The organism is Ensifer sp. 2TAB8, from assembly GCF_052115125.1.
Lineage (GTDB): Bacteria > Pseudomonadota > Alphaproteobacteria > Rhizobiales > Rhizobiaceae > Ensifer.
Genome location: NZ_JBFRGB010000035.1, coordinates 1 through 12791, shown reverse-complemented (window position 1 = coordinate 12791; position 12791 = coordinate 1). Strand labels below are relative to the sequence as shown.

14 protein-coding genes and 2 pseudogenes are annotated in these 12791 nt (G+C 61.5%); 11 read left to right on the top strand and 5 right to left on the bottom strand.

All coding sequences use genetic code 11. The features are described from left to right. Positions 1–26 precede the first annotated feature (26 nt). The 4 genes from AB4Z53_RS32230 to AB4Z53_RS32215 all read right to left on the bottom strand — a co-directional run bounded on the left by AB4Z53_RS32230 (position 27) and on the right by AB4Z53_RS32215 (position 2217). Positions 27–329, bottom strand: a complete 303-nt coding sequence (locus tag AB4Z53_RS32230) for a hypothetical protein (RefSeq protein ID WP_441599358.1) — start codon at positions 327–329, stop codon at positions 27–29. 644 nt (positions 330–973) lie between these two features. Then, positions 974–1105: a hypothetical protein gene (locus AB4Z53_RS32225; protein WP_255571009.1), complete on the bottom strand. Its 132-nt coding sequence runs from the start codon at positions 1103–1105 to the stop codon at positions 974–976. Between the two features lie 174 nt (positions 1106–1279). After that, entirely contained in the window at positions 1280–1447 is a 168-nt protein-coding gene (locus AB4Z53_RS32220; protein WP_291160369.1) for a hypothetical protein, read from the bottom strand. Positions 1448–1848: 401 nt separating this feature from the next. Further along, entirely contained in the window at positions 1849–2217 is a 369-nt protein-coding gene (locus tag AB4Z53_RS32215) for a tetratricopeptide repeat protein (RefSeq protein WP_291160366.1), read from the bottom strand. 357 nt (positions 2218–2574) lie between these two features. On the opposite strand from AB4Z53_RS32215, the pseudogene AB4Z53_RS32210 reads away from it, so the two are divergent. The 10 genes and pseudogenes from AB4Z53_RS32210 to AB4Z53_RS32165 all read left to right on the top strand — a co-directional run. Beyond that, positions 2575–3078: pseudogene (locus AB4Z53_RS32210) on the top strand (portal protein); the annotation flags it as partial. A 29-nt stretch (positions 3079–3107) separates the two neighbouring features. Then, entirely contained in the window at positions 3108–3857 is a 750-nt protein-coding gene (locus AB4Z53_RS32205) for a phage tail tip lysozyme (RefSeq protein ID WP_441599355.1), read from the top strand. A gap of 317 nt (positions 3858–4174) precedes the next feature. Continuing rightward, positions 4175–5809 carry a hypothetical protein gene (locus tag AB4Z53_RS32200; protein WP_441599353.1) on the top strand — a complete coding sequence of 545 codons (1635 nt, stop codon included), beginning with the start codon at positions 4175–4177 and terminating at the stop codon, positions 5807–5809. A 56-nt stretch (positions 5810–5865) separates the two neighbouring features. Then, a pseudogene (locus AB4Z53_RS32195) lies at positions 5866–6405 on the top strand (SU10 major capsid protein); the annotation flags it as partial. 552 nt (positions 6406–6957) lie between these two features. Beyond that, on the top strand, positions 6958–8487 hold the full coding sequence (locus AB4Z53_RS32190; protein WP_441599351.1) for a hypothetical protein: 1530 nt from the start codon (positions 6958–6960) through the stop codon (positions 8485–8487). Beyond that, positions 8484–8927: a hypothetical protein gene (locus AB4Z53_RS32185; protein WP_291165070.1), complete on the top strand. Its 444-nt coding sequence runs from the start codon at positions 8484–8486 to the stop codon at positions 8925–8927. Before AB4Z53_RS32190 ends, AB4Z53_RS32185 begins: the two co-directional genes overlap by 4 nt. A gap of 103 nt (positions 8928–9030) precedes the next feature. Continuing rightward, positions 9031–9801: a hypothetical protein gene (locus AB4Z53_RS32180; protein WP_291165067.1), complete on the top strand. Its 771-nt coding sequence runs from the start codon at positions 9031–9033 to the stop codon at positions 9799–9801. After that, positions 9798–10001, top strand: coding sequence for a hypothetical protein (locus tag AB4Z53_RS32175; protein WP_113540552.1), 204 nt, complete (start codon positions 9798–9800; stop codon positions 9999–10001). Before AB4Z53_RS32180 ends, AB4Z53_RS32175 begins: the two co-directional genes overlap by 4 nt. Before the next feature lie 120 nt (positions 10002–10121). Next, positions 10122–10379, top strand: coding sequence for a hypothetical protein (locus AB4Z53_RS32170; protein ID WP_291165064.1), 258 nt, complete (start codon positions 10122–10124; stop codon positions 10377–10379). Continuing rightward, on the top strand, positions 10366–10740 hold the full coding sequence (locus tag AB4Z53_RS32165; protein WP_291165061.1) for a DUF1515 family protein: 375 nt from the start codon (positions 10366–10368) through the stop codon (positions 10738–10740). Before AB4Z53_RS32170 ends, AB4Z53_RS32165 begins: the two co-directional genes overlap by 14 nt. A gap of 332 nt (positions 10741–11072) precedes the next feature. On the opposite strand, the gene AB4Z53_RS32160 is transcribed toward AB4Z53_RS32165, so the two are convergent. After that, a complete protein-coding gene (locus AB4Z53_RS32160) occupies positions 11073–12101 on the bottom strand; it encodes a GlxA family transcriptional regulator (RefSeq protein ID WP_441599347.1) in 1029 nt (342 codons plus the stop codon). A gap of 118 nt (positions 12102–12219) precedes the next feature. Between AB4Z53_RS32160 and AB4Z53_RS32155 the strand changes: the two genes are divergently transcribed. Further along, positions 12220–12791: alpha/beta fold hydrolase (locus AB4Z53_RS32155; RefSeq protein WP_441599345.1), on the top strand; the 572-nt coding region annotated here is incomplete at its 3' end.

Sequence of the window (12791 nt, the reverse complement as noted above, 5' to 3'; positions counted from 1 at the left end):
CCGGTTTCCGCTTTTCGTAGAACGCACTAGCGGCTGCTTTTCGGAAGCTCCTCGTCGAAGCGGGTCTTTACGCGTCCCGGATCGTCGTCGAGGATCTTCTCCTCGCTGTCTTCCGGCAGGGCATCGTCCGGGTTCACATTGGCCTCATCGCGACTCGGAACCGGCGGCACGCGGCCCTGGTCGCCGGGCGGCAGGTCATCGCCCTCGGGTACCTGATCGGCCGGCAGGGGCGGGATCCTGCCGATGGGCACGACGTTCGGTCCGACGGGTTGCGACCGATCGTCCGGTGTCTGGCTGGGATCGCGCGATTTCGGGTTCGCCTTGCTCATTCGCATCTCCTTGTTTGCTTGTGTCCTGGGAGTAAGGCGAGGGGGCGGGAAAGGTTCCGGCGGGCCGGGCACAGGGTGGGCGAGCGCGGGCCGACGTGGGGACTGCCGGTTCGATGGCGGCGAGACCAACGGCCCGCCTTGCCCGGGAACACGACGGGCATCCTGAGCATGCGCTCGACGCCATTCATGCTAGGGGTAAAGGCGGGCGGTTTCGTCGCTTGTCGCAGCATCGGCATGACGGCGGCGTCTGCCGGGGCAAATCACGACGACTGATGTATCGACGACCTGCGGACATGGCCGTCCCGACGAACGATGATCTCCACGACCACCCGACATTCCGCGGGCTTGTCTTTCTCGGGAGCCGGCAGCTTCGTCATGAAATGCGCCCTGACCTGTCTCGCCCCGTCCGGTTTGTCGGGGAGAGTTCGGCTGCAACATGAAATGGAAGTGCGGCGGTGAGGCCAGCGACAAGCAGGCGAAATTTCATCGGAGTCGTTGCGAGAGCGAGGCCAGGCGGTGTCTGAAATCTTCTCGCGGGGATTGCAAAGAAGCTTCGCCGCATCGTTGGCGGCGCCGTGCGCGCAGCATGGGGCACCGTGCGCGGATGGCCGCGCCGAAAGCCCTATTGCGGAAGAACCTGTGCCCTAGAATTTCAACCGGGCGTCGTCATGATCGGGCGGACGGTGCGCGTCCTTGCGGCGCATTCCGTAGGCAAGCGCGAGCCCCAGGATGGCGGAGCCGACGACGATGGCGGCGAGTGCGAAGAAATTCTCCATGGCATTTTCCTCCCAAGGGAAGCTTAACACAGAATGCGCGCAAACAAATGGCGTGGCACCGAGAATGCGCGTCATGGTTACTCAACGCACTTCGGCGCCAGAGGTTCAATCCGAAATGGCCGATGCGGGGCGACGTGCGAAGGATGACGCTACTCGCGCCTAAACGCGCGGTGCCTAATAGCCGGAGCTCCCGCCACCCATGCTCCCGCCGCCCATGCTCCCGCCGCCTTGCATGCCCGGGCTTGGGGCAGGGGCAGTATTGCGGCTGGCCTGGTCGGTGGTGCAGCCGGCAAGCGCGACAAGCGCCGCGATGACAGCGACAATCAGATATCGTGGGGTCATGGAATCCTCCCGTCATCGAGGGAGCGGGCCTTCGCCCGCTTCACCATCGAACCGGACACCGGCGCTATGGCCTGCCCGACGATCCATTGCCGTGTAGGACGCCAGGCGCCAGCGCTCCGGGCGCAATTATATCACCAAACGACGGCTGAGTTGCCGGTAACGCCAGAGAGGAGCGGGGATGCGGCTTGCGAAAAAACGAACAAAACGGAAACAAATTTAGGCGGGAGGGCTTGCCAAGTGACGGGAAGCGGGCTAAGGATATTACAGGCTGGCCGTTTCGTCATTGAAGCGGCCTTTTTGATTCCGGGTGCGGCTTGAGGCGTTCGACCTGACGCGGTGGCGTGGTTCTTGCAGCGCCCTAGCGGAAGCCGGGCAAGGGGATAGCGACCGGCTGTCGCTCRTTATGCTTCCTGTTTGACGATCTTGCCGGTAACGGCGCGGACGGACTCGCTGCGCGAGCGCGGTTGCCCGATGTTGCGCAGCCAGCGCGAGGCCTCTTTCAGGTCGCGTTCGACGCCAAGGCCTCTTTGATAGATCGTGACGAGACGAGCCTGCGCGGCGGGATGGCCCTGTCGGGCGGCCTGCCGGTTCCAGTGAAGCGAGGCGGCGTAGTGTTCCTCGCCGCCGTCGTTGAAGTAGATTTCAGCCAGTTTTGCCTGGGCGTCGACGTTTCCCGAGGTGGCCAGTTCAAGCAACCTGGGCGAGATATTCCTTGCCGAAGGCCGCGGGGTGAAAATGGTCTTCAACTTGCTGAACGTGCTGCGGATCATCTGGCACCTGTTGCATTCATTGCATGGTTCCCGCCGCGAGGCTGCTAGACTGACAAACTATTCAAAAATTTGAACTACTTTGGCTCTTTGCTGGCTTACGCCTGCGAAGCATCGGCATAGGTGCTGCACTTCCGCCGGGGAGGCCCGAGGCAGGGCGAGCCGACGCGAAGTATTGATGAACGAATACAACCTGAAGTCAAGTTCGCAAGCGTGACATCAGGCGTGACATCCGCAATTTTCTGTGACCGGCTGTCACGCTTCGCGCGCCCTTGGCGGCGACGGCGGACGGCGCTTGACGATTGGCAACTGCGCTGAGCCGTTCGAGCAAAGGCGCGGTGACGGACCGCAGGGCCGAATGACCGTGATCTCGTCGAAGGCTTTGCTATCGCCGGCAATGCGGATGGCGAGGACGAGGAATTTGCCCGCCGGCGTGGCATCTTCGGCGATGGCGAGGAGACGGCGAAGGCGCTGCAGGAGGTCGACTACTACGAGCTCTATGTGAAGGTGGATGCTGATGATGACGGCATTGCCGAGTTGCGCCGTCTGGTCTTTGCCGGGGGCACCGGGGCCGACAATCTGCTTGAGGATACGGAATGGGACGAGGTGCCCTTTGCTGACCTCATCACCGAGCGGCGGCCGCACCGGCGCGAGGGCAACGCGATCACCGACGACATGGCGGAGATCCAGCGGGTGAAGACGGTGCTTCTGCGCCAGACGCTCGACAATCTCTACTGGCAGAACAACCAGCAGCCGATCGTCCAGGAAGGGGTGATCCAGAACCCGGAATCGGTTCTGAACCCGAAGTTCGGCCAGCCGATCCGCGTTGGCCAGGGCGTCGATGTGCGCGGCGCCGTCGGCTACCCGTCAGAATCCAATCCGTTCGAGAGGCGATGGGGTACTTCGACGAAAATCCGATACTGACCGGCAACAAGGCTTTTGCCGACGTGGAGGCGCGGCGCGGTGAGAACGCACGCTTCAAGCATCCGCCGCCGAGCGAACTTATGAACGGCGATTTTCGCAAGGCACCGATGCACTTTCGCGGTACGCTGACGGATACGACGAAGTTCAGCAAGCAACATCAGGCGGTGCCAACCGAGCGCCTAAAGCCGACCACGGACTACGACAAACTCTCGGATAACATCGCGTTGCGTCTGAAGCGAGATCTGCAACGGGATCTGATCATGACCGAACAGGACGCTGCCGCCTTCGTCGGAAATTTCGACCACGAAAGCGGCGGATTCGGACGGGTGTTCGGCAATTTGTGGCAAAATGGCCGGGTAAACGGAAATGCTTATGGCTATCCGCAATGGGACGATCGCAGGGAAGCTTTCTTCAACTGGGCGGAAGAGCGCGGGCTGCCGCCCGAATCCTATGAGGCAAATTATGGCTTCATAAAGCACGAACTCCTCAATGGCGAGCGCGGTGTACGGGAGCCGTTGTCGACTGCCAAGGATATCGACGACGCTACATACGTCGTCGCTGACAAGTACGAGCGTCCCAACCCCGCCAAGATGAAGCTTGGTGAACGTCAAGCGTTAGCGCGGCGAGCGCTGCAGCTTCCGGATTACTCTGTCGAGACACCCGTTCCCCCTGCCAATCCGATGCGCAATCCTATCTCAGATCCACCCTGGCGGCGCTAGGCGGCATCAAAGGGGAGGCGGTGGCCGAAGGATGGCCGTGTCGTAGTTCAGCCGGTTCCGTTGCCATCGCCGAGTTCGTCACGGCACGAACGGCGATAGCTGTGGTTGATTGTGCCGGGCGAGAGATGCGATTTCTTCTCGACGATCTCTTGTGCTTGTTCTCTTAATGTTCTACAAGTTTTGCGAGTGAACAAAGGGGTCGGCGTACCGGTCGAATTCGTCGGTGTGCTGAGTATCGACCCCAGCATGCACTCTCAATTTTCCATTCATTAGAGACGTCCGGCGTTGGCCTTGGAGGGATCGTGTTCAGGTGGTGCGTGTCGGCCCTGGCGGCCTTGTTTGTCTTGAGTTCGGCGATCCCGGCGGCGTCCTCGCAACCGTCATCCGGCAGTGCAAGACAGGTTTTTGGCGCGTTCCTCGCCTGCAAGGCGGACATCTTTTCGCTTCTCGGCGGTGACAGGGCGGATTTTGGCGCAGCAGTGATCGGGCCCTATGACTGGAGCATGTCGGATGGTGTCACAGGGCAAACGATCGCGTTCGCGGCGCCTGTCGACGTCGGTGGCCTGTCGCTCACCGGCTATGTCCAGTTTGAGGCCGTCGGCATTGCTGTTCCGCACTTCACGTGGGGTTTTGAGGTCGAGCGGCGCGTATCTGACGTCGCCAAGGCGATCGAGGGAATGCTTCCCGGTGCTAGGTTCGTGGCAAAGGATGGTGGTGCGCTCGAGTTGAAGCTCGATGCCCAATCGGTTCCACAGGGCGATGCATCGGTCGCGCCGGAGGACAGTTACAGAAAAATCGTCGTTCGCCAGGCAAACGATCCTTCGCGATCCCTCGTCATGTGTGACGCGTCCAAGGATCGAATGGCGGAACTGACGACCGATGAGGAGACTGGCAGGAGGCGCCTCCCGGACGCTGAGGACCTGTTTCCGTCGGCGAGGCGGCCAGCCGTCAAGACCAACCATGTTCTTGACGCGTTCGTCGCCTGCAAGCCCTCTTTCTTCGAGGTGTTGAAGGCTGAAAGACGCATCTTCCCGCGGGTCCGTATCGAGCCTTGGGAGAGCCCGGACAACGCGCCTCACATTCCCGAAGCGGAGAAGACCTACAACGAAACCGTGACATTCGAACACCCGGTCGAGATTGGTGGCCTCCGCATCGTCCGGTTCTTTCAACGAAAGACGGTTCAGTCTGGTGAACCGACGCGCTTTGCCTGGGCCCTTCAGGTCGCTCAAACGCCCGATGGAGCCGCTCGTGCTATCGCGGCTCAGTACGGTGCGAGATTTACGTATTACTGGAGTTTGGTTGACAAGGATGTCGGTGCCACGCCGGTTTCGCAGCACCTGACGTTGCGTTCCTACTTCGATCCCGATGAGCAGGCGACGGTGACCTGCGCACCCGACGAAGCCGAGACGAAGGACTTCCGCCTGCCGGAAGCAGCCGAGACCTTCGGCTGGGCCCAACTTGGGCCACCACCGGTGGGCCGCGGCAACCGGCTGATCAATGCGCTGCTGCAATGCCGGGCGGATTTCTTCGAGGCGCTGGGCGAGGAAAAAAATGCTTTCGGCAAGGTGGCGTTCAAGCAGGCCGCCGGCCCATACCGTAAGGATGGAGACGCAGAACGCGCGCCAATGCGTGTGGCGTTCGAAAAGCCGGTCTATGCCTCGGGCTTCACGCTGACAGGATACATTCAGCGGCGCGTGAATGTTGCAGGCGAGATGAAACTGAGATGGGGTTTTCAATCACCGGACGGCATGAGCAGGATCGAGCGGACCACCGAGAGACGCACAGGAAGCGTTCGTGTGTCCGGCAAGGGGTGGTTGTTCGACCTTGAGACCGACGAAACCGGCTACACACCGTCTCCGGATCTCGAGTTTGACGAGGGATTCTTGGGGTGCACGACGCCGCTCGCATCAGGCATGGAACTGCTGAAATCCGGCGACCTCTTTCTGAAATAAGACACGGGAAGGGTGCCGTAGAACTGCAATAGGCTCTTCGGCCAATGCCGTTGCGCGTCTCGCGCGGGGCAGGCGGCGCCAATGGCGGCTACAACCCGACGACCGGGCTGACGGTGGCCCCGACCGACGGCACGCAGCGCCCGTTCACCAAGGCGATCCTCGACCAGGTGATGCAGACGGGCTACCAGAACGGCGCCAATTTCCGCCATGTCTCGGTCTCGCCCTACGTGAAATCGGTCTTCGTCACCTTCATGTCCGACGCCAACGTGGCGCCGTTCCGCTACGCCGTCTCGCAAGGCGGCGAGCGCAACACGATCGTGGCCACGGCCGACTATTACGAAGGCCCGTTCGGCACCGTGATGATCCACCCGAACCGGGTGCAGGCGGGCAGCGCCAAGCTCGCGCGCAACGCCTACTTCCTCGACACCGACATGCTCTCCTTCCTCTGGCTGCGCGGCATCCAGGAGGACAAGGCGGTGGCCAAGACCGGCGACGCCGACAAGGGCGTGATCATCGGCGAGGGCACGCTGAAGGTTCACAACGAAAAGGGCCTCGGCGTTGCGGCCGACCTCTTCGGGCAGAGCGCGGTGAGCTGATCCCGGAGTCCTGCACATTGGAAAGGGGCGGCCATTGGTCCGCCCCCGAAAGATCGAAAAATCGCTGCAGAGGCTGCCGTCGGGGCGAGCAGGGCGCTGAGCATTCCGCTCAGCACGCCGTCAATACCCACCAAGGAGACCAAAATTGAAAAATCTACTCAAGGACGCGTTCGCCTGGTACGTCGATTACGACAGGCATGAGGGGGACGTGGAGGCCTACAACAACAAACGCTATCCTGAACTGCCGCATTTGTCGAAGGACAATCTGCGAAACGTCAGGGGTATCAGAAACGCGAAAGAGCGACTACGGCCGGCTTTTTTCGGCAGGTCGCAAGAAGCGGTAGGGCCGGCCAATTTCGGCCGTTCCGCCGTCCTCTGCGAGAGCATCGGATTGCTTGAAGGGCCATTCAATTGTGGCCCTTCAAGCAAGCTAACTGGCCGCGGTTGGGGAACCCAGCAACGGCCGAATCGTGCCGCGCTGCGGATCGCCAAATCCATCGAAACAGGAACAACAGGGAAGCCTGCGGACACGCGCTTCCATGGAGACAAGCCATGCCCAGAACAGGCGGCGTCTATTCGCCTCCCGCCGGCACCAAAGGCGTGCCCAATACCACGATTCAGAGCGTGCCCTACAACACGCTGATCGACGACCTGACCGCAGACGCCAACACCCCGCGTCCGTTGACTGCGGGCGGCACGGGCGCGACGAGCGCAAGCGGTGCCAGGACGGCGCTCGGTCTTGAGATCGGCACCAATGTCCAGGCGCAGGACGCGGGCCTGCAATCAATCGCCGGATTGACCACAACGACCAATCAGATGCTCTACACGACGGGGACGGACCTCTACGCGACGGCGGCGTTGACGCCGTTTGCGCGGACGATTCTGGATGACGTGGATGCGGCAACGATGAGGGCGACGATCGGTGCGGACAACGCTAGCAACCTCACGAGTGGCACAGTTAATGACGCACGCTTGCCATCGACGATGTCGAGCAAAACGTTTCTCGGTGGTCTCAGGGCAGTCACGGGTACGGCGGGGGACGGCTACATAAACATGTCAGCCGGCAACGCTGTCAGCACCGGTTATTTAGATTTTCGAAAGGGGGACGACATCCGGGTTGGTTACATTGGTTTTGCGCCTAGCGCCGGTGGCGCCATCACTCTCAATGCTGAGGCCGGATTCTACTACAATTTTTCCGGTGCGCTTCCCACCATCGGCGGGCAAGGCATATGGAATGCGGGCAATTTCAATCCAGCTACTAAAGCTAACTTGTCAGGTGCGACCTTTGGGGGCGCCATCACGACACCGAGTTTCGCGGTCGATAACAATGGTGATCGTTCCATCATCTTCCGCACTGCAACGGGTACGATGCGTGGTATGGTTCGCCATGACCAAGCTAGCGACGCGGTTGTAATCAGTACGTTTGGTACCTCGGGCACTTGGAATCGCGACCTGATACTGGGCGGGGCCAATGCCCACCTCGTTTGGGGCGGTTCCGAATTCCGCATGGGCGGCGCTCGTTACCTTAATGACGGCAACATTTACATGCCTTGGGCGGGCGCTTGGTTGCATGAGGCTCTCAGTTCCAAAATCACGACCGATGGGCGGGCGTACCCGCGCCGTGTTGGCGGCGTCGATCTGAATTTCAACTGGTCCGGTCAAGGTGGTCAACCTTCGTGGCTTTGGGGCGGTAACGACGGTACGAACATGTACGTCTACAATCCGTCGAACTTCAACGTCAGCTATGCGGCTAACGCCGGCAACGCGCTCGGTCATGGTCAAGGGTGGCAAAACGTTACTGGTTCACGCGCTATTAATTCGTCCTATCAGAATACAACCGGTCGCCCGATCGCAGTAACGACCTATATCGTTGCGAGCGGTGGCGTTGACGTCAATCTCGTTGTCTCGTCTGACAACTCGACATGGGCAATCGTTTCATCTGGTATCTACGATGCGACAAGCGGTGGCCCATCCAGGAACATGGGAAATGGTGGTTTTACCATCATCCCGTCCGGTTGGTACTACAAGGTATTGACGAATGGTGGTGCTTCGGTGGTCAACTGGCAGGAGTTGAGGACTTGACATTGGAAAAAGGATTCTTTCACCCCGGCCTTGGATACTGGCAAGCGATCGATGATGTTCCCACTGAAATTCTGACCGGATATCCCTATGGAACGATCGAAGTACCATTGAGGCCTTCCGCAGAGCATCGCTACGTCGATGGCGCGTGGGTACACGTCCCGCAACCCGTGCCTACGCCCGAAGAATTACGGGAGCGGATGCCTGTCCTGACGGCGCGTCAGCTCAGGCTTGGTCTAGTGGCTGAGGGCAGATTTTTGGTTCAGGTCGATGCGGCGATCAATGTCATGCCCGAGGGCGCCGAAAAGGAAGCTGTCAAGATTGAATGGGAATATGCGACCTCGTTCAGGCGCAAACACCCGTTGATCGCCACGATAGGGACCGCGCTCGGTCTATCAGATGCCCAGATCGATAATCTGTGGCTTGCTGCTGCCGATCTCTAGGCACTCTCCACAATTCAGGTGAACTATGAATCACTCGGTATTTTTTGCCGCTCTCCGGCGACGGGGTAGCGCGGCATTCGGCATTTCTCTGTCTGCTCAGCAGATGAGGGGCATCGAGGCGATCCTCGATGAAGCCCGTGGTCGCGGTGTCGGCCTCTGCCACCTCGCTGCAATACTCGCGACCGTCTATCACGAAACTGGCGGCTCCATGCAGCCGGTCGAAGAAAACCTCAACTACTCCGCCGAGCGGCTCACCCAGGTTTGGCCCGCACGATTCCCGACGCTTGCAAGTGCAGAGCCCTTTGCCGGCAATCCGCGCAAGCTTGCGAACCGGGTCTATGGCGGTCGGCTCGGGAATGTCGCGGCGGACGATGGGTGGCGTTTCCGCGGGCGCGGGCTGGCGCAGATTACCGGCAAGGCGAACTATGCGAAGTTCGGCCTTGCGGCTGCGCCGGAGCAGGCGAGCGAGATGGCGACTGCGGTGCGCATCCTGTTCGATGGCATGACGGAGGGTTTTTTTACCGGGAAGCGGCTTGCCGACTTCGACACGGACGAAAGCCTTTCCGGGGCGGCAATCGGCTATCGGTATGCGGCGTCACGCGCGATCGTCAATGCGGATGTCAGGCAGATTGGCCCAAAGATCGAGGCTTATGGCCGAGCGTTCGAGGCAGCGTTGCGAGAAGCCGGATATTGCCGGACCGGCCAACCAAAGGCGGCGTCGGCGGAGCCCGGCGTCGTCGTTGCGCTACGGCCGGGAAAGTCGGGACCCGCGGAGAAGGGCGAAGGGGACAGCGATGCGGCTAGGTCTATCGGCAGCACGTTCGAACGCCTTGTTGCAGCGGTTATCGCTGTTTTCGCGAGGTGGGCGAAATGAGCGCGGTGATGATCCGCATCGTGTTGCGCTATGGCGCCGGCTTGCTTGTGGCCAAAGGCTTGCTGGCGCCTGAAACCGGTCCCGCGCTTGCGGATGATCCGGATGTCCAGATGCTGCTGGAGGTTGGCGTCGGCCTGGCTGCCGGGGTTCTATCCGAAACCTGGTATGTGCTCGCGCGCCGTCTTGGCTGGGCCAGGTGATGCTGTCCTGGCCGAAATTGTTGGCCTGCGGTTTGGTGCTCGCCGGCCTCGTCTGGCTCGTCCACGAAATCCGGGCCGACGGTGCCCGTTCCATCGCCAATGCTATCGAAAGGCAGAACAATGACGCTCAGAGCCGCGCTCGCGAAAAGCGCCTTGATTACGATTCCTGCCTTGATGCAGGCGGGCTGTGGAACTTCACAACCGGCCAGTGTTCCGGGTCTCAGGGGCGTGGTCGGAACTGATCTCATCGGCGCGCGCGGTGCGACTGCTGTCGATCAACGCCGGATCGATCGTACGGCCGTTGGCCTGTGCGCTGCGGAAATATGGACACGGGCGGAATGCGCCCGGCATGGGGAGCGTGCCGATGTCGGCAGTTGAAATCGATGTTGCCGTTCACCGCCAGCTCGGTGAACTGGTTGCAGGTATGCGCGGCCTGCAGGAATCGATCCGCCGGATCGAGGAGGGGAGCCGCCGGGCCGAGGACAAGTACGCGGCCATTCATGGCAGCGTGCATCTGCGCATGGAGCAGTTGATCGACCGTGTGGGTGAGATCGAAGCGTGCGTCTCGGCGATCGGTGGGGACGTTGCGGAGATGAAACCGGTGACCGATGATGTCAGACGCTGGAAGCTGATGGGGATCGGCGCATTGGGCGTCACCGGCATTGCAGCGATGGCGCTGGGCGTCAGCTTCGCCGAAGCGATCCGCCGTGTGGTCTTTGTCATCGTCGGCAAGGGGTGACGGGCAGCGCCCGTGAGCGGAGGCGTCGAATATCTTGAGCTGACCGAAATGCCGGTTACGTTCCAACGCAGTTCAGATCTAGCTTGACCGACAGCCCAAGGAAGATCGCGCCAAACCACCGAATTCAATGTAAGCCGCGCGCCCCAACGGGCGCGCGGCGGTTTTTGCGTTTTCTAGCCCTCGAGTGGCACCAAGATGGCAATGCTTGGACTGTTGTCGGCTGGCGGCTTAGATCGCCTGGAAGTGTGCCGCTGGCGGCGTCTTCGGGCGGCCCCAAACGAACGCGTCTTGCCGCCGCGGCTCAGTCGACGGAGCCATGATCCTGTGGCGCACTAAGCCGGCGCCGCATTCGGCGCTCCGGCGGCCATACGCCGGGCACCATCCGATACCGAGAAGCGGAGGCGATATTCCTTCGGCGAAAGGCCGAGGATCTTGCGGAAGATCTTTCGGTAGGCGTTGGTGTCGTCGTAGCCGCTCTGCCAGGCGACCTGCTCGATCGAGAGATGCGAACGCTCCAGCAGATCGCGCGACTTGGCGATCCGCAGCCGCTGGCAATATTCGGTCGGGTTGAAGCCCGTGGCCTTCTGGAAGCGACGCAGGAAGGTGCGGTCGCCGAGCCCCGCGCGCTCGGCCATCATCTGCAGCGTCACGCCCTTGGTGTTGGCGCCGTGTAGCCAATGCTGAATTTTCAGGATGATGCTGTCGCCGTGATCGAGCTTCGGCGCAAAGACGCTGTAATAGCTCTGCTCCCGCGCGCCGGGGTCGATGATCATGTACCGCGCAGTTGCCAGCATGACGTCGGTTCCGAGGAGCCGGTCGACGAGTTTCAGGCCGAGGTCGATCCAGGCCATCATCCCGCCGGCGGTGATGATGTCGCCCTCGTCGATCAGCAACCTGTCGGTGTCGACGCGGATATCGGCGTAGCGGTCGGCGATCAAGTCCTGGTGCGACCAGTGGGTGGTGATGGTGCGGCCCGCGGCAAGGCCGGACTCGGCCAAAAGATAGGCGCCGCCGCAGACCGAGCAGATGGTCGTGCCGCGTTGGTGTTGCTCGCGCACGAAGCCGGGCAGGGCGCCGATGCGTTCGCCGACCGGCAGATCCGCAAGTGTCGGCGGAAGGATCAGCGCCATCAGGCCCAAGGACGGGCCTTCGTGGGTATCGCGCGACTTTGCCACTGTGCCATCTTCCTGAAGCTTCCAATGGCTGATGCGGATCTGGGGAGCGTCTCCCCCGCTTTGCTCGACCGACTGCATGCTCGCCACCTGGAACATGTCGGTCAGCCCGTGGATCGCCGACATCAGTGCGCGCGGGTAGACGACGATACCGATCTCCGCCGGTTCGCTGGTCGATCGTTTTGTCACTTCTGCCCCCATCGTTGTCAGCTTTGCCGGTCGAGAGGTTATGCCCGCCGATTTATCAATTCAACCATCGCTTCCACGGGATGGAAGCCTGGCAACAGAGATCAAAGAGGTGAGGACAATGACGCAGGCAAGAGCAGTTTCCGCAAGCATTTCCAATGGCCTTTCGCGCCGCACGGTTCTGTCGGCCGCCTTTGGCGCCGCGGCCACCGCTGCCGCGGCCACCGCTGCCGCGGTCAACGCCATGAACACGCCGGCCAAGGCCGCATCGACCACCGCATCAACCGCCGGCGCGTCCGGCACCGAGGGAGCAAACACCATGGGCAGCCGCATCATCACCCGCGATGGCGTCGAGATCTATTACAAGGACTGGGGCCCGAAGGATGGCCCGGTCGTCGTGCTCAGCCACGGCTGGCCGCTGTCGTCGGACAGCTGGGAGGCGCAGGCCTTTCATCTGGCCAACAACGGCTTCCGCGTCGTCACCCATGACCGCCGCGGCCACGGTCGCTCGTCGCAACCCTGGGACGGCAACGACATGGACCATTATGCCGATGATCTGGCGGATCTGATCAATGCGCTCGACCTGAAGGACATCTTCCTCGCCGGCTTTTCCACCGGCGGCGGCGAGATCAGCCGCTATATCGGCCGCCACGGCACGAGCCGCGTCGCCAAGGCCGGATTGATCTCGGCGGT

Excerpts from the sequence above, each read along its gene's own strand:
- AB4Z53_RS32230 (WP_441599358.1), bottom strand. The coding sequence starts at position 329 with ATGAGCAAGGCGAACCCGAAATCGCGCGATCCCAGCCAGACACCGGAC.
- AB4Z53_RS32225 (WP_255571009.1), bottom strand. The coding sequence starts at position 1,105 with ATGGAGAATTTCTTCGCACTCGCCGCCATCGTCGTCGGCTCCGCCATC.
- AB4Z53_RS32220 (WP_291160369.1), bottom strand. The coding sequence starts at position 1,447 with ATGACCCCACGATATCTGATTGTCGCTGTCATCGCGGCGCTTGTCGCG.
- AB4Z53_RS32215 (WP_291160366.1), bottom strand. The coding sequence starts at position 2,217 with ATGATCCGCAGCACGTTCAGCAAGTTGAAGACCATTTTCACCCCGCGG.
- AB4Z53_RS32205 (WP_441599355.1), top strand. The coding sequence starts at position 3,108 with ATGGGGTACTTCGACGAAAATCCGATACTGACCGGCAACAAGGCTTTT.
- AB4Z53_RS32190 (WP_441599351.1), top strand. The coding sequence starts at position 6,958 with ATGCCCAGAACAGGCGGCGTCTATTCGCCTCCCGCCGGCACCAAAGGC.
- AB4Z53_RS32180 (WP_291165067.1), top strand. The coding sequence starts at position 9,031 with ATGAGGGGCATCGAGGCGATCCTCGATGAAGCCCGTGGTCGCGGTGTC.
- AB4Z53_RS32175 (WP_113540552.1), top strand. The coding sequence starts at position 9,798 with ATGAGCGCGGTGATGATCCGCATCGTGTTGCGCTATGGCGCCGGCTTG.
- AB4Z53_RS32170 (WP_291165064.1), top strand. The coding sequence starts at position 10,122 with ATGACGCTCAGAGCCGCGCTCGCGAAAAGCGCCTTGATTACGATTCCT.
- AB4Z53_RS32165 (WP_291165061.1), top strand. The coding sequence starts at position 10,366 with ATGTCGGCAGTTGAAATCGATGTTGCCGTTCACCGCCAGCTCGGTGAA.